23 protein-coding genes and 1 riboswitch are annotated in these 20,051 nt (G+C 52.8%); all 23 genes read right to left on the bottom strand.

The window, feature by feature from the left end; genetic code table 11:
- Positions 1 to 63: 63 nt before the first annotated feature.
- The 23 genes from FPZ49_RS02375 to FPZ49_RS02265 all read right to left on the bottom strand — a co-directional run bounded on the left by FPZ49_RS02375 (position 64) and on the right by FPZ49_RS02265 (position 20,011).
- On the bottom strand, positions 64 to 600 hold the full coding sequence (locus FPZ49_RS02375) for a spore maturation protein (protein ID WP_144842800.1): 537 nt from the start codon (positions 598 to 600) through the stop codon (positions 64 to 66).
- A 6-nt stretch (positions 601 to 606) separates the two neighbouring features.
- On the bottom strand, positions 607 to 1,206 hold the full coding sequence (locus FPZ49_RS02370) for a nucleoside recognition domain-containing protein (RefSeq protein WP_144842798.1): 600 nt from the start codon (positions 1,204 to 1,206) through the stop codon (positions 607 to 609).
- A gap of 38 nt (positions 1,207 to 1,244) precedes the next feature.
- Positions 1,245 to 2,429 carry a D-alanyl-D-alanine carboxypeptidase family protein gene (locus FPZ49_RS02365; protein ID WP_144842796.1) on the bottom strand — a complete coding sequence of 395 codons (1,185 nt, stop codon included), beginning with the start codon at positions 2,427 to 2,429 and terminating at the stop codon, positions 1,245 to 1,247.
- Positions 2,430 to 2,560: 131 nt separating this feature from the next.
- Complete coding sequence (locus FPZ49_RS02360; RefSeq protein WP_144842794.1) at positions 2,561 to 3,241, bottom strand: SOS response-associated peptidase; 681 nt, start codon at positions 3,239 to 3,241, stop codon at positions 2,561 to 2,563.
- 26 nt (positions 3,242 to 3,267) lie between these two features.
- The gene (locus FPZ49_RS02355) at positions 3,268 to 4,356 is read right to left on the bottom strand and encodes an HD-GYP domain-containing protein (protein ID WP_144842792.1); all 1,089 of its coding nucleotides are present in this window, start codon (positions 4,354 to 4,356) and stop codon (positions 3,268 to 3,270) included.
- A gap of 149 nt (positions 4,357 to 4,505) precedes the next feature.
- Positions 4,506 to 4,973: a GerW family sporulation protein gene (gene ytfJ, locus FPZ49_RS02350; protein ID WP_144842790.1), complete on the bottom strand. Its 468-nt coding sequence runs from the start codon at positions 4,971 to 4,973 to the stop codon at positions 4,506 to 4,508.
- Between the two features lie 77 nt (positions 4,974 to 5,050).
- Positions 5,051 to 5,743 (bottom strand): DUF2953 domain-containing protein, encoded by a 693-nt coding sequence (locus tag FPZ49_RS02345; protein ID WP_261381224.1) that lies wholly within the window; start codon positions 5,741 to 5,743, stop codon positions 5,051 to 5,053.
- A 100-nt stretch (positions 5,744 to 5,843) separates the two neighbouring features.
- Positions 5,844 to 6,461 (bottom strand): SMC-Scp complex subunit ScpB, encoded by a 618-nt coding sequence (gene scpB / locus FPZ49_RS02340; protein ID WP_144842786.1) that lies wholly within the window; start codon positions 6,459 to 6,461, stop codon positions 5,844 to 5,846.
- The gene (locus tag FPZ49_RS02335) at positions 6,430 to 7,215 is read right to left on the bottom strand and encodes a segregation and condensation protein A (RefSeq protein WP_144842784.1); all 786 of its coding nucleotides are present in this window, start codon (positions 7,213 to 7,215) and stop codon (positions 6,430 to 6,432) included. The genes scpB and FPZ49_RS02335 overlap by 32 nt, the downstream gene beginning before the upstream one ends.
- A 38-nt stretch (positions 7,216 to 7,253) precedes the next feature.
- Entirely contained in the window at positions 7,254 to 7,724 is a 471-nt protein-coding gene (gene ribH / locus FPZ49_RS02330; protein ID WP_144842782.1) for a 6,7-dimethyl-8-ribityllumazine synthase, read from the bottom strand.
- Between the two features lie 30 nt (positions 7,725 to 7,754).
- Entirely contained in the window at positions 7,755 to 8,981 is a 1,227-nt protein-coding gene (locus FPZ49_RS02325; protein ID WP_144842780.1) for a bifunctional 3,4-dihydroxy-2-butanone-4-phosphate synthase/GTP cyclohydrolase II, read from the bottom strand.
- Between the two features lie 28 nt (positions 8,982 to 9,009).
- Entirely contained in the window at positions 9,010 to 9,678 is a 669-nt protein-coding gene (gene ribE, locus FPZ49_RS02320; RefSeq protein WP_144842777.1) for a riboflavin synthase, read from the bottom strand.
- Positions 9,679 to 9,681: 3 nt separating this feature from the next.
- On the bottom strand, positions 9,682 to 10,800 hold the full coding sequence (gene ribD, locus FPZ49_RS02315; protein ID WP_144842775.1) for a bifunctional diaminohydroxyphosphoribosylaminopyrimidine deaminase/5-amino-6-(5-phosphoribosylamino)uracil reductase RibD: 1,119 nt from the start codon (positions 10,798 to 10,800) through the stop codon (positions 9,682 to 9,684).
- Positions 10,801 to 11,191: 391 nt separating this feature from the next.
- A riboswitch (FMN riboswitch) is annotated at positions 11,192 to 11,365 on the bottom strand.
- An 18-nt stretch (positions 11,366 to 11,383) separates the two neighbouring features.
- Positions 11,384 to 11,815, bottom strand: a complete 432-nt coding sequence (locus FPZ49_RS02310; RefSeq protein WP_144842773.1) for a peptidylprolyl isomerase — start codon at positions 11,813 to 11,815, stop codon at positions 11,384 to 11,386.
- Positions 11,816 to 12,172: 357 nt separating this feature from the next.
- Entirely contained in the window at positions 12,173 to 13,504 is a 1,332-nt protein-coding gene (gene lysA, locus FPZ49_RS02305) for a diaminopimelate decarboxylase (RefSeq protein WP_144842771.1), read from the bottom strand.
- Positions 13,505 to 13,632: 128 nt separating this feature from the next.
- Positions 13,633 to 15,444, bottom strand: coding sequence for a spore germination protein (locus FPZ49_RS02300; RefSeq protein WP_144842769.1), 1,812 nt, complete (start codon positions 15,442 to 15,444; stop codon positions 13,633 to 13,635).
- Positions 15,445 to 15,501: 57 nt separating this feature from the next.
- Positions 15,502 to 15,924, bottom strand: coding sequence for a stage V sporulation protein AB (locus tag FPZ49_RS02295; protein WP_186445558.1), 423 nt, complete (start codon positions 15,922 to 15,924; stop codon positions 15,502 to 15,504).
- Positions 15,924 to 16,568 carry a stage V sporulation protein AA gene (locus FPZ49_RS02290; protein ID WP_144842765.1) on the bottom strand — a complete coding sequence of 215 codons (645 nt, stop codon included), beginning with the start codon at positions 16,566 to 16,568 and terminating at the stop codon, positions 15,924 to 15,926. The genes FPZ49_RS02295 and FPZ49_RS02290 overlap by 1 nt, the downstream gene beginning before the upstream one ends.
- A 139-nt stretch (positions 16,569 to 16,707) precedes the next feature.
- The gene (locus FPZ49_RS02285; RefSeq protein WP_144842763.1) at positions 16,708 to 16,914 is read right to left on the bottom strand and encodes a hypothetical protein; all 207 of its coding nucleotides are present in this window, start codon (positions 16,912 to 16,914) and stop codon (positions 16,708 to 16,710) included.
- 113 nt (positions 16,915 to 17,027) lie between these two features.
- A complete protein-coding gene (gene sigF, locus FPZ49_RS02280) occupies positions 17,028 to 17,783 on the bottom strand; it encodes an RNA polymerase sporulation sigma factor SigF (RefSeq protein WP_144842761.1) in 756 nt (251 codons plus the stop codon).
- 12 nt (positions 17,784 to 17,795) lie between these two features.
- Positions 17,796 to 18,242 (bottom strand): anti-sigma F factor, encoded by a 447-nt coding sequence (gene spoIIAB, locus FPZ49_RS02275; RefSeq protein WP_144842759.1) that lies wholly within the window; start codon positions 18,240 to 18,242, stop codon positions 17,796 to 17,798.
- Positions 18,239 to 18,592, bottom strand: a complete 354-nt coding sequence (gene spoIIAA, locus FPZ49_RS02270) for an anti-sigma F factor antagonist (protein ID WP_144842757.1) — start codon at positions 18,590 to 18,592, stop codon at positions 18,239 to 18,241. The genes spoIIAB and spoIIAA overlap by 4 nt, the downstream gene beginning before the upstream one ends.
- Positions 18,593 to 18,832: 240 nt before the next feature.
- Positions 18,833 to 20,011: a D-alanyl-D-alanine carboxypeptidase family protein gene (locus tag FPZ49_RS02265; protein ID WP_144842755.1), complete on the bottom strand. Its 1,179-nt coding sequence runs from the start codon at positions 20,009 to 20,011 to the stop codon at positions 18,833 to 18,835.
- Positions 20,012 to 20,051 lie beyond the last annotated feature (40 nt).

The raw sequence follows: 20,051 nt of genomic DNA, 5'->3' as shown, positions 1-20,051 counted from the left end.
GGGCTACCTGCTACAGTATATGTGCGGAACCAATAGGGGTGCAAAGCGAGGGACTGGTGGTTGTTAGCTGCCAAATACCAGGAAACAAATGACAATGGAAGCAATAAAGCCGACCGCATCAGAAATTAGACCAACCTTCAAGGCGTAGCCGGCCTTTCGTATGCCAATCGCGCCAAAATACACCGTAATTACATACAGCGTCGTGTCCGTGCTGCCTTGGATGGTGGAAGCGATCCGTCCGACCATCGAATCCGGTCCGAATTGCGAAATCAAATCCGCCGTAAACGCAAGCGATCCTGCCCCGGTAATCGGACGCAGTAAAGCAAGGGGGATCACCTCGCTGGGTACGCCCACCATCTCGCAAAGCGGCTTCAGCCAGCCGATAAACAGTTCCATCGCTCCGGAAGCGCGGAACACGCTGATTGCCACCATCATGCCCACCAGATGCGGAATAATGCGGATCGCCGTATCAAAGCCGTCTTTTGCCCCGTCGACGAACGATTCGTAAACGGAGATCTTACGGTACGCGGCATAGAGCGGTATAAAAACAATAATCACCGGGATCGCCCAGGCGGAGATCAGATTAATCCAATCGTACACAAGCCGTCACCCTTTCCCTGGACCGATCGGCGTGCTGTATTTGCGATACCACTTGTCCACGACAACGGCGGCCAAGGTCGAGACGAAGGTAGCGATCAGTGTCGTTCCCACGATCTCCGCAGGGTTCGCAGAATTGTAGCTCATCCGAATCGCGATCAGCGTCGTCGGTATCAACGTGATGCTGGCTGTATTCAAGGCCAACAAGGTACACATCGCGGGGCTGGCTGCTTCTTTGTTCGGGTTCAGCCGCTGCAGCTCCTGCATCGCCTTAATGCCCATGGGCGTCGCCGCATTGCCCAGACCAAAAATATTGGCACTCATGTTGGACATGATGTAACCAAGCGCCGGATGATCCTTGGGCACCCCCGGGAATAAAAAGCGCACGATCGGGCTGAGCAGTCTTGCCAGCTTCTGCAGCAGCCCTGCATCTTCCGCAATCCGCATCATGCCGAGCCAAAACACCATAATGCTGATCAAGCCGAAGCAAACGGTAACGCCACTTTTGGCGCCATCGAAGACAGCTTCCGTCACGAGCTCGATTTTTCCTTGAAATGCGGCCACGATAAAACCGGCAACCATAAAGAACAGCCAGATGAAATTGACCATAGTAGACGTCTGCCTCCTTTCTTTTGCTGCAAGCGGGATTAATCGCTTTTCCCAGTGAACATGACTCGAGTGAATGCGTTGAGGACATACAGCCATTTTTGGACGTAGTAGCCCTTATACTCGCTGAAGCTTTCGCTGGATTCGGTAAAGGAAAATGCCGATTGCTGTTTCCAGCTCAGCCGCGGACTATCCTTCACCACGAGCGGAACCGCTCCAACCTGCTTGCCGTCCAGCAAAAATTGCAGCTGTCCCGCATCGCCAAGCCGGTAGTTGGTCGATGCCGGATCATTCAGCACCAGCTTGCGCGTGAAGCGGTTTTGTTCCGCTTGCTCTGCCGCATAGCTGAACGATGCGCCAGCCACGAGGCCGGTCTGGTCGATCGGCTCACCTTTTTGCGCCAAAGGGAGCAGCGGATAATGCTGGAAGCCGTAATCCAACAGCTTGGCATGGTCCGCCCAATCGTTGGAGTCATTCAATGTAACGACAGCAAACTGCTGACCGTTACGCGTTGCAGATGAAATCAAACAGCGCTTGGCCAGCTTGGTATAGCCTGTTTTCACGCCATCCGAGCCGCTATAGAGGGAGAGCATTTTATTTTTGTTGATCCATGTGTAGTCCCACGATTCGTTCGGGTTCGGCACCTTCTTCACTTTCGTGCTGACGATTTCCTGGAAGACGGGATTTTTCAAAGCGTATGCAGTGAGCTTGGCCATATCGTTGGCAGTAGAGTAGTGACCTTCTTGATCGAGGCCCGACGGATTTTTAAAGCTGGAATTGGTCATCCCGATCATCTTGGCTTCCTCATTCATCAGGTAGGCGAACCCTTCCACACTGCCTCCGACGTGCTCCGCGATCGTTGTCGCCGCATCGTTGCCGGAGCGCAGCATCATGCCGAAGAGCAGGTCTTTCAAGTTCATTTCCTCATTCAGCTTCAGGTAAATCGAAGAGCCTTCCTTGCCAAAAGCGTTCTTACTGACCTTGGCCATATCCGTCAGCTTCCCGTGCTCAATCGCAACGATGGCCGTCATCACCTTGGTCAGACTGGCAATTCGCATCGGTTTGTCCCCTTTGACGCTATAGATCACCCGACCGGAGGTAACGTCGATCAAAGCTGCCGCCTCGGCATTGGATGACACCGCAGGCGCCGCATCCAGGACGGCAGGCGAAGGCCATCCCATTCCCCCTGTCCATAAAAGCAGCATGGCGAGTAAAAGTTTTTTCATGGTTCTCCTCCCGTTCCAAGACAAGCAATACTCATCTTGTACATGTATATGCTGGGGGGTTCCGGTTATGTCGTCCAAGCACGGGAACACAAAAAAACGAGGCCCTAGGTGCCCCGCCATCGTTCATATCTTCAACTGATAATCGGTTCAATACAGTCCGCCTCATCATACTGCACACGCCCAACCTTAGGGTCGACGGCGTAAAATTCCATCGCTTCCGCCGGATAGGGTGACAGGAGCGGCAAAAACTCTTTCTCCTCTTGGATCCTGCGGTTCAGCCAAAGCCGTTCCGCTTCCCCGTTCAGTATAACCGGCATTCGCTCATGAATGGGGCTTACCAGCGTGTTAGCGGACGTAGTTAGAATCGTACACGTATGAAGCTTCGAACCGTCCGGAGTCTGCCAGGTGTCATACAGCGCCGCCATGCCGAACAAGCTCCGGTCCTTCATTCGGAAGCGCATCGGCTGCTTCGTCTTGCCGGACACTTTCCATTCATAAAAGCCGTCGGCAGGCACGATACACCGCTTCCGTGCTAATAACGAGCGAAACGCCGGCTTCTCCGCGACCGTTTCCGAGCGGGCATTGATCATTCGAAAAGCGGATTTATCGTCCTTCGACCATGAAGGCACCAGTCCCCACCGGAGCTCCCCCATCCGACGGCCTGCCTCCGCGTGATCCGCGCCAATAATCGCCGGAATCCATTGGCCGGGGGCCGCATTGTATCTGGGCTGATATTTACCTGGTCTGATGTCCAATAGAAACCGCAGCATCAGCTCTTCCCATTCTGCGGTAATCGTATACCGTCCGCACATAAGATGCCTCCTCTGTTGCAACTAACTTAATGCTCGTCCACTTTGCTTACGAACACAGTTAGCTTACTCGATAAATCCACCTCATAAGGCGCCTTGAAAATTTCCCCGTCGGGGCCTTCCAGGACCCGTACGACCGGCCGCTGCGGCACGGCTGGATTGATGCGGACGACTACACCGCGTTCGCCCGAGCTCAAGGTTACCGTCAAGCCGAGCGGATAGATGGCAACATTATCGCGGAACAGAGCTACTTTTTTCTGCTCATACAGCGTGCCGACGCCTGCAAACAAGTTTTCCATCGCTTGGTGAGGCAGCATCGCAAGGCGGTGCGCCCGGTGCGTTGTCATGGCGTCGTAGCTGTCCGCCACGGCAATCCATTTGGCATAATCATGGATTTCCTTGCCCTTAATTCCGCGCGGATAGCCGCTGCCATTTTCCCGTTCATGATGCTGGAATGCACAATGAGCGGACAGCAGCGGCATGTTTGGCTCATCCTTGAGCATTCGAAATCCGATTTCGGTATGCTTTTTTATTTCGTCAAATTCTTCCGAGGTAAGCCGTCCAGGTTTTTGAATCAGCGCTTGATTAATCTTCGTTTTGCCGATATCATGCAGCAAAGCTCCAAGTCCCAGCGTCATCAAGTCATCCCGTGAATAGCCGTTGACCATGCCAAGCATCGTCGTATATACACAAACGTTTAAGGAATGCTGGTATAAGTAAGTGTTCAGAACATTCATGTTCATCAGCATGATCATTGTTCCTGGCTTTTCATTCAAATCATCCAGAATCATCTTCATCACATTGCCAAACGCTTTCCCGAGCACATGGCTCTTCGAAAGCTTTCGCTGACCGGTCGTTTCCATGAACGCCCTGTAATGCGTACGAATTTCGGTTATAGCCTTCATTCGGGTTTCCCCGGAGAGCGGATCCTCTATTTGAATATCATCGGTAACAGCATCTTTGATGTAAACAAAATCCACACCATACTGCTGCAGCCGCTGGATCAGTCCTTGAGTCAGTTCCACATTCTCGTTTAGAAGAATGATTCCTTCCTCACTGAAAATACATCGTCCAAGTCGCATGCCCGGAGTGCATGTTCTAGTCGGCAGCAACCGCACATAACCACTCTCCCACTACAAAAGTCCTATATAAAAATTACTATAGTGCATGATCCGATAAAGAGCAATGGGAATATGAAAAATGAATGAAAATGCAAAGAGCCGCTCCTGAACAAGGAGCAGCCTTTGAATAGTGAAGCATTGTAACGTTATACAATAAAGTTCTGATTCTCAACATGGTTGGTGATTTGCGTCTCGCCGGTGCCGGTATGCGCCTTGCCCCTCATCATGGATTGGATGCGGTCCACGACGTGCGGAGCGGAATCGATCAAGCGCTCGAGCAGATGTGTTTGGTTGTCCAGCGGAACGATTTTAACCCCTTGCTTACCGACCACCAAAAAAGCAATAGGTGTAATCGAAACTCCGCCACCGCTGCCTCCTCCAAACGGGAGAGAGACATGCGCCTTGGCAGCGTCGCTTTGGTTATGTTGAGACGAGTCCTCATTCACAAACTCGCTGCCTCCGGCCGCGAATCCGAAGCCCACTTTGCTGATCGGCATAATTACGCTACCGTCCGGTGTTTCGACCGGGTCGCCGACAATCGTATTGACGTCAACCATTTCTTTGATGTTTTCCATCGCCGTTTTCATTAGGCCTTGGATTGGATGATCTGACATCGAAGTTCCCTCCTTGAAATAAAAAATGAAAGGCTTGATTCAACCTTAGACTTCCCTATGAGCTTGACCGCTATTCGCTATACCGGCCGCTTCGCTGCCCGTTGCAGGATGGACCGCCATGTTTTCCAGCCATCCTTGACCTTCAATACCCGAATCAGCAGTTGTACGCCGGCCATCATGATATGTATCACTCGAATGTAGCCATGGCTCTCAATTTCTGTGTCCATCGCCATTCCGTTGAACACCGGCACAACCTGCAGCTTCGGCCGCGTCTCCAGTTGAATAAAGCGGAAGATATAGCCGAGCAGCGAGGTCTTTAGCCCCCACACCATGCCGGCGGTAATGGCTGTTTCGGGTGCGTCGCCGACGCCGACGGACGTATTCCAAATAAGCTTCGTGCAATGCACTTGCGCCAAGCAGCCCTTCAGCCATTCGTTAAAATGAAAGCAATGATGCAGCAGCTCTCGAACGTCTTTAAACGCCTGTTTAATATCCTCCGGCTTAATATGACGCTTCTGATCGGCCATCAAATTACCCTCGCTTGCGTTCACCTGCTCGGTTTTGACTACAAGTCCGTCATACAAGCCCTTGAATTTCATCAGCGGCATTTTAAAGCGAAGACGAACGATGCCATAAAGTGCTTTAACGTGCAACGTAAACTCGTCGTTGTTTTTTCTCCGGGAACAGACCAGCATGATCTTTACTTTGCTGACCGCTATTAGCGCCAATACAATTAACAGACATGCCGCGCCAATCCAAACCCAATGCATCACGCGCAATGCCACCCCTCCCCAAATCCGAGCACAAAAAACTTCCAGTTCCGGAAGCCAAAGCTTCTTTCCTTGGAAGTTAGTATTGCCCGTTAGAACATTAATGTTCCTTGTCAGCTTTCGCCACTTCTTCGAACGTAATCTGCTCTCCATCCAGCTTCTCGAACAGCAGCCGGGTTTCTTCTTCCAGATTATCATCGTTCTCAAACAGAGACGTTTCCGGGAGGTCGTCGATGGAGGCCAATGCGAAATAATCCAAAAACGGCTTCGTTGTGCCGTACAGGATCGGACGTCCCGGTGCATCGGCCCGGTCCACCTCGTGGATCAAATCCTTGGCGACCAAAGTCTGCAAGGCCCGCTCCGACTTGACGCCGCGAATTTCTTCGATGTCGATGCGTGTAATAGGCTGCCGATAAGCGACAATCGCGAGCGTCTCCAGCGCTGCTTGAGACAGGGATGCCTTCGAGGGCGAATAAGCGAGTCGCTCGAAGTACGCCGCGTGTTCCGGCTTGGTCGCGAGCTGATACGTGCCGGCCAGCTTCACAATTTGGATGCCCCGTTCGCCGCGGATCAAATCGGCTTGCAACTCGAGTATGAGCTCGTCGATGAATTGTGGGTCCTGTTCAAGCACTTCGGCGAGCTGCTTGATGTTTAGTCCTTCGTCGCCAGCTACGAACAGCAAGCCTTCAATAGCTGACTTCATTTGCCCAGAATTCATTCGCCGTCCCCCCCTCTCTGGCTTGAATCACGATGTCATCGAACAGCTTATGCTGGAAGCAAACGATCTTCTTCACCTTCATCAGCTCCAGCATCGCTAAAAAGGTCACGACGATCGAATCCTTGGTCACTTCGGCATCCATCAGCTTGGAAAACATGACGCGGCCGCCCAGCTTCTCGAGAATGTCGACCAGCTGGAACATCCGATCCTTGACCGATATTTCGTCCTTGCGGATTTTGGCAACCGTGTTGCGGCTCTGCATTCTTCTTAGCGCTTTACGAAACGCATTAACCAGATCGGAGACATGCAGCCCCTTTACCGGATTCTCCTGAACATTCGGAACATATGGCGTCAAATCCTCGGGCTCCCGGGTGTAGATGAGACTGCGCTCGACCTCTTTATCCCGCAAGTGATCCGCGATGGCCTTGTATTTCCGATATTCAATCAGCTTCGCCACGAGCTCGGCCCGTGGGTCATAATCCTCATCCATCAGGTAATCGTCAAAGTCCAGATCCAGCACCGGCGGCTTTGGAAGAAGCATCTTGCTTTTAATGGACAGCAGGGTAGCCGCCATGACGAGAAACTCACTGGTCACTTCCAGCTCCAGCTCCGTCATTGCGTCCAAATATTCCATGTATTGATCTGTGATGTCTTTAATCGGAATGTCGTAGATGTCGACTTCCGCTTGGTCGATCAAGTGCAGCAGCAAATCAAGGGGGCCCTCAAAGGTTTCCAGTTTTACCGTGACTTTCACTTTCCATTCGTTCCCCCTTAATTCCATGCAGCTTGCATTTATTTAGAAAATTGTTTTGTCAGGTTCGCCATTTCGATCGCGGTGACTGCCGCTTCCCAGCCCTTGTTGCCTGCTTTGGTGCCTGCGCGCTCCACCGCTTGCTCGATGGAATCGGTCGTCAGGACGCCGAAGATCGTAGGTACGCCTGTTTTCAATGCGATGGCGGAAACGCCTTTGGCAGCTTCGTTGCAGACATAGTCAAAATGTGGAGTGGATCCGCGAATTACCGCACCTAATGTGATCACTGCGTCATAACGGCCGCTTTCGGCCATTTTTTGTGCGATCAATGGGATTTCGAAGGCGCCTGGCACCCAAGCGATCTCGATTTCGTCTTCCTGAACGCCATGGCGCTTCAGTGCGTCTTGTGCGCCGCCGAGCAGCTTGTGAGTAATAAACTCGTTAAAGCGTCCTACCACGATGCCATACTTCATGCCTTGCGAAACTAAGTGTCCTTCGTATACTTTCGCCATTTGTGCTCTACATCCTTCCGGTTTGTCGAATTATTTTTTGGCAGACTCGTTGTTGAACTCCAGCAAATGCCCGAGCTTCGTCTGTTTCGTGTGCAGGTAGTTCGTGTTGTCTTCGTTTTCTTCCATTTGGATCGGAACCCGTTCGACGACCTCCAGCCCATAGCCTTCCAAGCCGCGAATTTTACGTGGATTGTTGGTTAACAGGCGGATTTTTCGAACGCCCACATCCTTCAGGATTTGAGCTCCGATACCGTAATCGCGCAAATCCGGGCCAAAGCCTAGCTTCAGGTTCGCATCGACGGTGTCGAGGCCCTGCTCCTGCAGCTTATAAGCCTTCAGCTTGTTAATCAGCCCGATGCCGCGGCCTTCTTGGCGCATATACAGCAGCACGCCTGCGCCTGCTTCGTCGATTTGCTTCAACGCGGCGGCCAGCTGTGGTCCGCAATCGCAGCGGTGCGAGTGAAACACATCGCCGGTCAAGCATTCCGAGTGCACGCGCACCAGGGTCGGGCGGTCGCTGTCGATTTTTCCTTTGATTAAGGCGACGTGCTCCTTCTGATCGACAACATTTGAGTAAGCGATCGCGTTGAACACGCCAAAATCGGTGGGCATTCGCACTTCAACTTCGCGCTGCACCAGCTTTTCCTTATGATTGCGATATTGAATCAAATCGGCGATCGTAATGATTTTGAGGCCGTGCTTCTGGCTGAATTCCATCAGATCCGGCACGCGCGCCATTTCGCCGTCTTCCTTAATGATCTCGCAAATGACGGCCGCCGGGTAGGAGCCGCACATCCGCGCCAAATCCACTGCCGCTTCCGTATGGCCTGCACGGCGGAGAACCCCGCCCTTCTTCGAGATCAGCGGGAAAATATGTCCTGGCCGGCGGAAGTTATGCGGCTTCGTTTTTGGATCGATCAGCGATTTTACGGTGCGTGAGCGCTCCGCGGCGGATATGCCCGTAGTCGTTTCGACATGATCGACGGATACGGTGAAGGCTGTGCCATGGTAATCTGTGTTGCGCACTACCATCGGTGGCAAGTCCAGCTCCTGAGCCCGCTCCTCCGTGATGGGGCAGCACACCAGACCTCGGCCTTCTTTGATCATGAAGTTGATCACTTCCGGTGTCGCCTTTTCGGCGAGCGCAATGAAATCGCCCTCATTCTCGCGATCCTCATCATCCACCACAATAATCACTTTACCCAGCATCAGATCGTATATCGCTTCTTCAATCGTATGAAATTTTGTTTCGGCCATCCTTCTCACTCCCTTTGTTGCAACTGTTTTACATAAAGCCGTGCTCAGACAAGAATGCTTCGGTCAGCTTGCCGGAACCGCGTTTTGCACCGGCATCGGCGCCCCCTGGAAAAGTGAGCAGGCGCTCGATGTATTTCCCCAGCACATCGCATTCCAGATTCACTTCGTCGCCTTGCTTTTTGTACTGCAGGACAGTTTCCGCCAAGGTATGAGGGATGATCGAGACGGTAAAAGAGCTCTCCTGCGCCTCCACCACCGTCAAGCTAATCCCGTCGATGGTAATGGAGCCGTGCGGAATGATGTATCTCAGAATGCCCGCATCCCGCGGTTCCACGCGAAACACAACGGCATTCTCCTCGGGAATTCGACTCGCGATGATGCCGGTGGAGTCGACATGCCCTTGCACGATATGGCCTCCGAACCGTCCATTAGCCGCCATCGCCCGCTCTAGATTGACCGGTGAGCCTGAGGCCAGCCTGGAGAGGTTCGTGCGCCGGAACGTCTCGGGCATCACATCGACCGTGAAGGAAGCCGCGTCAAACGCGATGACTGTAAGGCATACCCCGTTGACGGCAATGCTGTCGCCGAGCTTCACATCGTCCAGTATTTTGCGGGCGCCGATGGTCAGCACCATGGCTTGTCCTTGCTTGGTGATGCGGCTGAGTGTGCCTTGTTCTTCAATGATGCCAGTAAACATGGCTTATTGCACCTCATTCCCATACCGGGGGTACCCGGTGATGCAGATGTCGTCTTCGAACTGCTGCAGGCTGATGCGCTCCAAACGGATCGCCTCCTGCATCGCCTCGAAGCCGGCGAAATCGAAATTGCCGGGGGCAAGCGGGCCCCCGCCGATGATTTTCGGTGCGAAGAAGAGCACCAGCTTATCCACCAGGCGCTGCTCCAAGAGCGCGCCGCTCAGCTTGCCGCCGCCCTCGACGAGCAGCGAGCCGATCTCGCGCTCGCCGAGCCGCGCCATGGTGGCGGAAAGGTCGACTGCTGGCCCAGGGCCGCAGTCGATGATGGTGACGCCGCGCGCTTCCAGCTCGCGGCGGCGGGCCTCCGGCGCCCGGTCGGTCGTCAGGACGACTGTGGGCGCCGCCCCATCCCGGACGAGCTGCGCGTCCGGGGAAAGCCGCAGCGTCGAGTCGACGACGACGCGCGTGGGGTTCAGACCCGGCACGTCGAGCCGGGTCGTGAGGGCGGGGTCATCGGCCAGCACGGTGCCGATGCCGACCATGATCGCCTGATGGCGATGGCGCAGCGTGTGGACGAACGAGCGCGAGGCGCTGTTCGTGATCCACTTGCTGTCGCCTGTCTTCGCGGCGATCTTGCCGTCCAGCGTGCTGGCGGACTTGACGGTGACAAAGGGCCGGCGGGACGTGATGAACTTATTGAACGTTTCGTTCAATAAGTTCGCTTCCCGCTCGAGCAGCCCGCTAGTCACCTCGATGCCGTGCGCACGCAGCCTGTTCAGCCCGCTCCCGGCCACGAGCGGGTTCGGGTCCGTCGCCGCCACGACGACCCGCTGGACCCCCTCGCGGATCAGCCGGTCGCTGCAGGGCGGCGTCTTGCCGTGGTGGCTGCATGGCTCCAGCGTCACGTAAGCCGTGCTTCCCTTGGCTTCCGGGCCAGCCATCTGCAGCGCGTGGATTTCCGCGTGCGCTTCCCCACGCTTCAAGTGGGCTCCCATCCCGACGATGCGCCCGTCCTTTACCAGCACGCAGCCTACCACCGGATTAATGCCGGTTTGGCCGGTGGCTGCCGAAGCCAGCTGCAGCGCCAGCTTCATATAATACTCATCCGATATCGGATCAAGCATGTTTAATCTCTCCCTTGAACCTCAACAAGGGGCGGGATGCAAAAAAGCCCCATCATTGCTCTCATTACGAAAGCAAGCATGGGGCTGGTCTGACAAGAGCAGTGACATGCGTAAGCACATCGGTAAAAACGGGAAAAGTACCGTCCAATGGGTCGCGGAGGCTCCAAACACAGAAAGAGTGCGCATTTGCTTAAGTGGCTCAAATCGCTGTGTTGGTTGGAGTTGGCGCATACGGAAACAAACCGTGCACACGGGTGACTACCGCTTGGCGGGTTGAATGCCACTCACTTGGAGCGGCACCGCCGATTGACAGCCCTAAATGCATGCACGTTAACCTACACGCATGTGAAAACACGCACATGATTGGACAAAAAACATGACACAAATCCCGCTTCCCCTTCTCTCATCCAGACTATACTGTCGGTCTCGGAATTGCACCGAGTCCACCGGCAGCGGTGAGCACTAGTACTGCACCGCCACACGGGTCACGGACTAATCCTGAAACTCGCTAGAGCTAACAGGAATCACCGCCGGTAGGGAATTGCACCCTGCCCCGAAGGTTTAGCATTGCAAATCAAACAAATTAAACTTCTTTAACTTGAATGGATTCCATTTTGTCGCGGCCTTTGAAAGCATCGACGTGTTCCATCCCGCTAACCACTTTACCGAATACGGTATGTTGGCCATCGAGATGTGGCTGCGGCTGGTAGCAAATATAGAACTGGCTGCCGCCGGTATTGCGTCCAGCATGCGCCATAGCGAGCGTACCGCGCTCATGCTTGTTCGGGTTGATTTCGCAGTTGATTTGGTAGCCAGGTCCACCCGTGCCAGTGCCGTGAGGGCAGCCGCCTTGAGCTACGAAACCAGGAATAACGCGGTGGAATACAACGCCATTGTAGAAGCCTTCGCCAGCCAGCTTCTCGAAATTTGCAACGGTATTCGGCGCATCCTTGTCGAACAGATCGAGGACGATTTCGTTACCGTCCGCCATTTTAATGGTTGCTTGCTTTGCCATAGTTATGTACACTCCTTTAATTTCCTGTTGATCTTGCATATCGACACTATTCTACTATGAAAAGTCCCTTTATACAAATGCGTCTCAGTATGCCAGCTATGTGATCGTCGATGTGACTTGTTAAAAACCCTCGCAGCAGTGAAAATGTACCGTTAGTTTCAGCCGCTTTTACCCATTATCCCTTTACCTCAGAACATCACGTATAGCAGCCGAAACCATTCTGAAGCGAAGGGATAATAATTGTAAGCTGCGTTGAATCGTACCCCTACAGCCTGACTTTCCAGCTCCTGATCCATCGGGATAGTGTTCATACGCCCCAACTGAGAAGACCCTATCCCCCGCCGACCAGTCACTCAATTAAACCGTCTTGCTCACCTGCATCATGCGCTCAGGCACTACATCGTTGCCAACCAAGTCATCAAAGGTCTCGCGTTTTACCACGACATCCGCTTGACCGTCTTTGACGAAAACGACTGCCGGCCGGCGAATCCGGTTGTAATTGCTGGCCATCGCGTAGTTGTAAGCACCGGTGCACGCTACAGCGAGCAGATCACCCGAAATCACCTTCGGCAGGTTAATGTCCCAGATCAGCATATCTCCGCTCTCGCAGCATTTGCCTGCGACGGATACGACTTCCTCGTTCGCATCGTTGCCACGGTTGGCGAGCATTGCCTCGTACACAGCCTCGTACAGAGCCGGACGCGGATTGTCCGTCATGCCTCCATCGACGGAGACGTACTTGCGGACGCCTGGGATGTCTTTATGCGTTCCGACGGTATACAGCGTCGTGCCTGAATCGCCGACGATGCTGCGGCCAGGCTCGGACCAAATTTCAGGCAGCGGATAGCCTTCCGCGCTGAATTTCGTTTGGATCGAATCTGCGATGGCTTCTACATAGCTTGCCACCGGTAAAGGCGTATCGCCTTCGACGTAGCGAATCCCAAAGCCGCCGCCTACGTTGATGACCGGGAACAGCACATTCAGCTCATCACGCACTTGCACCGCGAAATCAGCCACTTTATCTACGGCCATTTTAAAGCCGGTTGTTTCGAAAATTTGCGAGCCGATGTGCGAATGAACCCCGAGCAGTTCCAAGTGCGGAAGCTCCGAAGCTTCTTTCACCGCAGCATAGGCGGATCCATTGCCCAAATCAAAGCCAAACTTGGAATCGGTTTGACCTGTGGAAATGTACTCGTGTGTGTGTGCCTCGACGCCTGGTGTGATGCGCAGCAGCACGTTGACCTTCTGGCGCTTTTCTCCAGCAATCGCATTGAGCATATGAAGCTCTACGAAATTATCGACGACGAAGCAGCCGATGCCCGCATCGATCGCCATTTGGATTTCCTGAGGCGTTTTGTTGTTGCCGTGAAAGTGGATGCGCGCAGCAGGAAACCCTGCCTGCAGCGCAGTATAAAGCTCGCCGTCTGAAACGACATCCAGCGACATTCCTTCTTCTTCTGCAATCCGGCACATGGCCTTTACGCAGAACGCTTTACTGGCGTATGCCACTTGAAATTTCAAGCCTGTACCGCGGAACGCATCAACGTACTCGCGGCAGCGCTGACGAATAAGCGCCTCGTCCATTATATATAAAGGGGTTCCGTAGCGCGCGGCCAGCTCGACCGTATCGCAACCGCCGATCTCCAAATGTCCCAGCTTGTTAATTGTACTTGTACCATGTAAATACATCTTCTGCTGATCCCTCTTCTCTGAAAAAGACATTACTTTAAAAGTATCATAGAAAGACACCCGATACAACAGCAAAAAGAACCCCCAAGCCAATCGCCTATGACTGCCGGGAGTTCTAATCGCACTGCTTAATTTTTTTGAGGCTGACGTGTGCTGTCCGTTGTTTTGGTCAAGCTCATCCGCGTCTTCATGGACAAGAACGGCTTTCTAATAATGATATTGAACATCGCGTTGGCATTAAACGGAATGAACGGCCACATATACGGCGTATTATACGCTCGCTGCACCACTAAAAAGATAACGAGCACCGTGCTTCCGATCACAAGCCCCGGCACCTTGAAAAACGCAGCGGCGAGCAGCAGGGCTAGCCTCGACAGCCTGTTGGCCAAGCTTAACTCATAGCTCGGTGTAGCAAAGGTTCCGACCGCGGCAATGGCCATGTAAAGAATTACCTCATTGACGAATAACCCTGTCTTGACTGCCACATCTCCGATCATGACGGCAGCGACCAAGCCCATAGCTGTCGCTAGCGGGGCTGGCGTATGCACAGCAGCCATCCGCATTAAATCGATGCCTGCCTCAGCGATGACGAACTGTCCGAGCAGCGGGATTTTGGCCGGCTTCTCCGGTCCCAGAAATTCCAGGCCCACCGGCTTTAATTCCGGCGATGAAACAATCAAAAACCAAAGTGGAAGCAAAAATAGCGACGCCAGGATGCCCGTGAACCGGACCCACCGGAAATAGGTTCCGATGAACGGTGTCTGACGGTATTCCTCCGCATGCTGGATGTGATGAAAGAACGTCGTCGGCAAAATCATGACGGACGGTGACGTATCTACGAAAATAATCATATGTCCTTCTAGGAGGTGAGCCGAAACAACATCCGGGCGCTCCGAGAATCGGACCATGGGATATGGATTCCACCCTTTGCCTATAATTGCCTCTTCCAGCTGCTTTTCCGCCAGCGGCAGCCCGTCGACCTTCACGCTCTTGATTTTATCGCGCACCGCTTCCACCAGATTCATATCGCAGATGTCCTGTATATAAGCGATGCAAATATCGGTTTGGGTCCGCTTGCCGACCTGCGTGATTTCCAGCTTCAAACGCGGGTCGCGGATTCTTCTGCGCACCAGCGTTACGTTGGTCAGCAGCGTCTCTACAAAGCCGTCGCGCGAACCCCGTACCACCCGTTCCAGATCCGGCTCCTCGGTCGAGCGGACGGGAAACGTTTTGGCGTCCACAAGGATGGCCTCTTCTTGACCTTCGAAGAAAAATGCGGTACCGCCCATCGCTACATTGTCGACGGCTTCCTTCAGCTTCGACGTTGTCTTGACCTGAATATGCGGAATTAGCGCTTCATCGAAGAGCGTGATCAAGCTCGAATGCTGATCCTTGCCTTCTCCTTCTTGCTTTTCTTCCTCGTTTGTATAATTAGCTCGGTACCTGTTCCTTGACGTTTGCTCCTGCTGCTGCTCCCCCTCATTGCCGGCATAAGACAGCCGCTCGAGAATTTCCGTCAGCACAAAGTCCTTGGCAAAGCCGTTATAATAAAAGATCCCGGTTTTCTGTCCGCCAAACACCATCTCCCGGAATACAACGTCGAAGCTTTTGTTCAGCCCCACTTTTTCTTCCAACGCTCGTTTCAGCCGTCCAAAATCGGTCGGGATCTGAGTTTCTTCCTTCAGCTCCAGCTCCTCTGACGTCATATGCTCCTCGGACTTGCCTTTCCCTTGACCTTTAGCGGAGGCTTGATTCTCGTGATTCCCTCCTTCCGGATTTCCATGCTCCTGCTGATGATGTGCCTGCGCGTGTACCTCTGGCTGATCTATAATGTTACCCTCACTGTCAATCGCCAGCTTCGGCTCCGCTTGCTTCGTTTGCCCGTCCGCTTCGCTGCTTAGCCTGCCTTTCTTCAGCTGTGCCCGCTTGACTTTGTACATCGCTTCCTGCCTCCCTTGTTATCATGACCCTATTATTGCCAACTCTTCGCTCCGTTACTATTCAAGCACTCCAAGCCAGTCGATTAGTGAGCCGATGACCTTTCCAAAAACCATCGCCATAAGCAGCCAAATCATGTAGGATTCCATCCCAATCCGCTTGGCTAGGATCGGCAGCACATTGATGACTTCCGTCAGAGCAGCGGCCAGCATCCCGACAAAGCAACCGGCAAAAACCCCAAAAAGCGCCGTTGACATCGGAAACAAGCCATAGGACCAATCGAAAAAATCCGTCAGTGTAAAAAATAACGAGCCAAGCACCACCGCGCCTTCGTACCAGCGAATTTGCCGATATGATTTTGTCGTCTGCGCCAGCCTCGGAATCACGTCCAAAACGACCAGAAACGCCACCATCCCGCTTCCTACAGCAATCCCTCCACCGACACCGATGAAAATCAACAAGAGCCAGCTTAGCATCGCCATCACGAGCCCTCCTTGTGCTCCTTCGATCTCTCGTGCATTTTGCAATATTCTTCCGTGATCACGTAATGGTTCATGTTTTCTTGATACATAAACATTTCCACTTCCAGCGGACTCGGCTCTTCATTGAATTTTTTCTTAAACAAATGATTGAAAAAAATGATCATCCCGATCCCAATGCCGATCGAATATGGAATTTGCAGCAGCAGCGGGTGCTCGGTCTCTCTGCCGGTCAGCAGCTTGTAGATGTGCTGATGCACCGCAGCCATACTCACGTCGGCGTGAAAGTTCATTATGGCGAGCCCGGAGCCGGTAAAGAGCAGCAGCCACACCATTGCGATTAAGATTAGATTAGGCGGCTTCAGCTGTGCACGCACTTCGACCAGCGCATGGGGCTCCCCGAAATGCTCGATCTGCATCTGCGGGTAGATCGCCTTCACTTTGCTGACAATGAGCATCATATCGATCAGCACCAGGCTGCCGTCCTTTTCGGCCGGCTTATATACGATAAGCGCCTTCAGCTTGCTTTCATACTCCGGCTCGACTAGGAGCTGAGCAATGTCTGCGAGAACGATGTTTTCCCCTTTGCGGACCTGAATCCTCTTGCGTAAGCGAAGATAGAGGGTTGGACTAGGCGTGTATTGCATATCCGTATCCTCCCTTGAAATGCAGTTATTCCGTAGTATGGTTTAAAACCCTCATTCGATACAGAACAATCCCATGGGAAAAATCTGCAAAAATGAAAAAGAGCTAAGCGGTGTGCTTAACTCTTCTTCTTCACAGCTTCTATTCCCTTAGCGCGTCCTTCAGCTTGCTCGACATGCTTTCAAGCGGTCTGGCCGGTTTAGTGCTAGCGCTCTTCAGCTTCACGATCTCCGTTCGCAGCTCCTCCAAGCAATCCAGAAGCTCCCCATCCACATAACCGGCATCCTTGAACAGCTGCTCCAGTCCGGATTTTACTCGGTCGTAGGATTGTTGATATGTACGCTTCATCGGTAGTCCTTTACGCCCCCTCACTTCCAGTTCATTCGCTTATCCTAGCACAACTTTCGGCGGTTTGACCATAGCCGAAAGTTGTGCTTGCACAAAAAGAAAGACCAGCATAGCTACTGCGCTATCTGGTCCTTGATCGACTGCAATATTTTTTTCTCCAACCGGGATACCTGCACCTGAGAAATCCCCAGCCGACTGGCGACCTCGGACTGTGTCTGATCCCGGAAGTACCGCAGATACACGATGAGCCTTTCTCGTTCCGACAGCGTCCCAATGGCTTCGTTGAGCGCCAGCTTATCAAACCATTTATCCTGGCCATCGTCCGAAATTTGATCCATTAGTGTGATCGGATCGCCGTCATTCTCAAATACGGTCTCATGAATCGAGGACAAAGGCTTGTTGGCTTCCTGAGCGAAAACCACATCCTCCGGCGTAATTTGAAGCTCCTCGGCGACTTCCTTGATCGTCGGCAGCCTGCCGTTTCGTTTCGACAGCTCATCTTTTGTTTTCCTGATTTTATTGGCGAGCTCCTTGAGAGATCGACTGACCTTGAGCGTCCCATCGTCTCTTAGAAACCGCTGAATTTCTCCGATAATCATCGGTACCGCATAGGTCGAAAACTTCACATCATACGACAGATCAAACTTATCCACGGATTTCAGCAGGCCGATGCAGCCGATCTGGAACAGATCCTCTGCCTCGTAGCCGCGGTTCAAGAACCGCTGTACTACCGACCAAACCAAGCGGATATTGCAATTGACCAGCGTCTCCCGGGCCAGATGATCTCCGGTTTGGCTGAGCGCGATCAATCGTTTGACCTCGGTATCGTCCAAATAGCTGTGTGAGGCGTGCTTCAAATCCACATCCATAAGATCAGACCCCTAATTGAATAAGGCTTTTTTCGATTCGATTCGCTTCTTCATTTTGATGGTGGTTCCGGTTCCTACAGCGGTCGTTACATCCACTTCATCCATGAAATTTTCCATGATCGTAAAGCCCATCCCCGAGCGCTCAAGCTCCGGCTTAGAGGTATATAGAGGCTGTTTGGCCAGCTCCAGATCCTCGATGCCGTCTCCGCGATCTTCGACTGTGATAAACACCGTATCCCACTCAATCGCAGCGGTAATAGTGATTACGCCGTCCGGCCTGCTGTTATAGCCGTGAATAATGGAGTTGGTAACCGCCTCCGAAATGACGGTTTTAATATCCGTAAGCTCATCCAGCGTCGGATCGAGCTGAGAGACGAAGGCGGCGACGGTGACCCGTGCGAACGCTTCATTCTCCGAACGGCTGGCAAATTGCAGGGTCATAAAATTTCGTTCACTCATGATACGACCTCCAAACTTTGCAGCGCTAGTCTTTCATTATCTTGAATGGTCAAAATTTTGAATAACCCTGACATTTCAAACAAACGGTATACCGCAGGATTGACATCGCATACTACCATTTTGCCGCCTTTGGCCGTGATCTGCTTGTAGCGTCCAAGAATGACCCCTAGCCCGGAGCTGTCCATAAAGGTCAGCGCTTTCAAGCTCAAGATGACATGGCTGCTGTTGCCTCGCAGGATCGCTTCTTCCATTCGGGTTTTTACCGTTTCCGCCGTATGATGGTCCAGCTCCCCATGAAGCCGTACGATCAACGCCTTACGGTAATGCTCCAGTTCGATTTGCAGACTCAAGCTGCTCACTCCTTCCGCGTTGCAATGGCGGCCCTAGATACTGAAGTGCCAGCCCTGCAACATTGTGGTGCACACTCATTTCTACGCCGAGGAAACCTTTTCCTGCCCCCCGACAAAACTAGAAGAAATGCGCTACAAAAAGAAGAAATGCGACAGATTGCGCAAATATGCAGGAAGACCCCGTCAGAGATACGTCAGCTCCACGGGGTCTTAGGTGTTTAAAGCTACTAGGTGCGCCCTTTAGTCAAAGAAAAACATGCGCTTCGCCGTCCGTTTGGTGAGTGTCCAGAACCCGGCTTTTTTCACTTCCACTGGGGACTCCAGCGCAAATTCGGTCAATACTTGATCGCCTTTGTATACCACAATTTTGCCGATAGGCTGACCTACTGCGATCGGCGCTTTCAAATCCGGCAGCAGCTGCACCTCGTGCCGGATGCCATCTCCCGCTTCGCCCTTCTTGAGCAGCACGCTGTAGGAGTGTTTAGCGGTCAGCGGAACAATAGGCACCTCGCCTTTGCCGACCTTCATCTCGCCAATCGCGTCTCCGGTTTTATAAATCGGGAGGTTCGTATATTGGGAGAAGGCATAGTCGAACAGCTTGGTCACTTCCGCGTTGCGCGTTTTCGTATCCGGCTCGCCCATGACGACGGAAATGACGCGGAAATTATCGCGCTTAGCCGTTGCCGAGAGGCAAAATTTCGCTTCGCCGGTGTACCCAGTCTTCAGCCCATCCGCGCCGGAATAAAAGCGCACGAGCTTGTTCGTATTCACGAGCCAAAACGGCTTCGGCGACTCCTTGCGCAAATAGTCCTGATACGCTCCAGTAAACTTCGTAATCTCATCATGCTTGAGCAGCTCTCGAGACATCAGGGCAATATCGTAGGCTGAGGAAACATGATTATCCGCCGGCAGGCCATTGGCATTGAAAAAGCGTGTGTTCTTCATCCCCAGCTGCTGGGCACGCTCGTTCATCAGCCGAACGAAGGCTTCCTCGGAGCCGGCAATTTTTTCGGCCATCGCTACGGAAGCATCATTGCCTGACGCCATTGCGATGCCTTTGAGCATATCTTGTACGGTCATTTCTTCCCCGGTCTCAAGGAAAATTTGAGAGCCGCCCATCGAAGCAGCATACTCGCTGGTGCGAACCTTTTCATCCATTTTGATTTTTCCTTGATCGAGGGCTTCCATAATCAGCAGCATCGTCATAATTTTCGTGATGCTGGCCGGCGGCAGCTTGGCATCTTTATTTTTCTCGTAGATAATCGTGCCTGTATCCGCATCAAGAATGACGGCGGAGGCTGCACTAGGAGCTAAATCTACCGGCGCGGGTGCTTTCTTCTCTTCCGCAAATGCCGAAGGCAGCACAAAAAGCAGTAATAGCTGAGTGGACAACAAAAGCTTCATTACCTTGCTGAACATAACCTGTTCTACCCCTCCTGATGGAAGCTTATATGAAAGT

Origin of the sequence: Paenibacillus cremeus (assembly GCF_007786445.1) — a bacterium.
Classification (GTDB): domain Bacteria; phylum Bacillota; class Bacilli; order Paenibacillales; family NBRC-103111; genus Paenibacillus_G; species Paenibacillus_G cremeus.
This window is presented reverse-complemented; position numbering and strand designations above follow the sequence as displayed.

Coding starts and splice junctions, on each gene's coding strand:
- FPZ49_RS02290 (WP_144842765.1), bottom strand. CDS start 16,568: ATGCAATACACGCCTAGTCCAACCCTCTATCTTCGCTTACGCAAGAGG.
- FPZ49_RS02365 (WP_144842796.1), bottom strand. CDS start 2,429: ATGAAAAAACTTTTACTCGCCATGCTGCTTTTATGGACAGGGGGAATG.
- ytfJ (WP_144842790.1), bottom strand. CDS start 4,973: ATGTCAGATCATCCAATCCAAGGCCTAATGAAAACGGCGATGGAAAAC.
- FPZ49_RS02295 (WP_186445558.1), bottom strand. CDS start 15,924: ATGGCGATGCTAAGCTGGCTCTTGTTGATTTTCATCGGTGTCGGTGGA.
- FPZ49_RS02325 (WP_144842780.1), bottom strand. CDS start 8,981: ATGGCCGAAACAAAATTTCATACGATTGAAGAAGCGATATACGATCTG.
- FPZ49_RS02265 (WP_144842755.1), bottom strand. CDS start 20,011: ATGTTCAGCAAGGTAATGAAGCTTTTGTTGTCCACTCAGCTATTACTG.
- spoIIAB (WP_144842759.1), bottom strand. CDS start 18,242: ATGAGTGAACGAAATTTTATGACCCTGCAATTTGCCAGCCGTTCGGAG.
- FPZ49_RS02345 (WP_261381224.1), bottom strand. CDS start 5,743: ATGCATTGGGTTTGGATTGGCGCGGCATGTCTGTTAATTGTATTGGCG.
- FPZ49_RS02360 (WP_144842794.1), bottom strand. CDS start 3,241: ATGTGCGGACGGTATACGATTACCGCAGAATGGGAAGAGCTGATGCTG.
- FPZ49_RS02285 (WP_144842763.1), bottom strand. CDS start 16,914: ATGAAGCGTACATATCAACAATCCTACGACCGAGTAAAATCCGGACTG.
- ribH (WP_144842782.1), bottom strand. CDS start 7,724: ATGGCGAAAGTATACGAAGGACACTTAGTTTCGCAAGGCATGAAGTAT.
- FPZ49_RS02310 (WP_144842773.1), bottom strand. CDS start 11,815: ATGGCAAAGCAAGCAACCATTAAAATGGCGGACGGTAACGAAATCGTC.
- ribD (WP_144842775.1), bottom strand. CDS start 10,800: ATGCTTGATCCGATATCGGATGAGTATTATATGAAGCTGGCGCTGCAG.
- FPZ49_RS02300 (WP_144842769.1), bottom strand. CDS start 15,444: ATGTACAAAGTCAAGCGGGCACAGCTGAAGAAAGGCAGGCTAAGCAGC.
- ribE (WP_144842777.1), bottom strand. CDS start 9,678: ATGTTTACTGGCATCATTGAAGAACAAGGCACACTCAGCCGCATCACC.
- sigF (WP_144842761.1), bottom strand. CDS start 17,783: ATGGATGTGGATTTGAAGCACGCCTCACACAGCTATTTGGACGATACC.
- FPZ49_RS02370 (WP_144842798.1), bottom strand. CDS start 1,206: ATGGTCAATTTCATCTGGCTGTTCTTTATGGTTGCCGGTTTTATCGTG.
- lysA (WP_144842771.1), bottom strand. CDS start 13,504: ATGTATTTACATGGTACAAGTACAATTAACAAGCTGGGACATTTGGAG.
- scpB (WP_144842786.1), bottom strand. CDS start 6,461: ATGAATTCTGGGCAAATGAAGTCAGCTATTGAAGGCTTGCTGTTCGTA.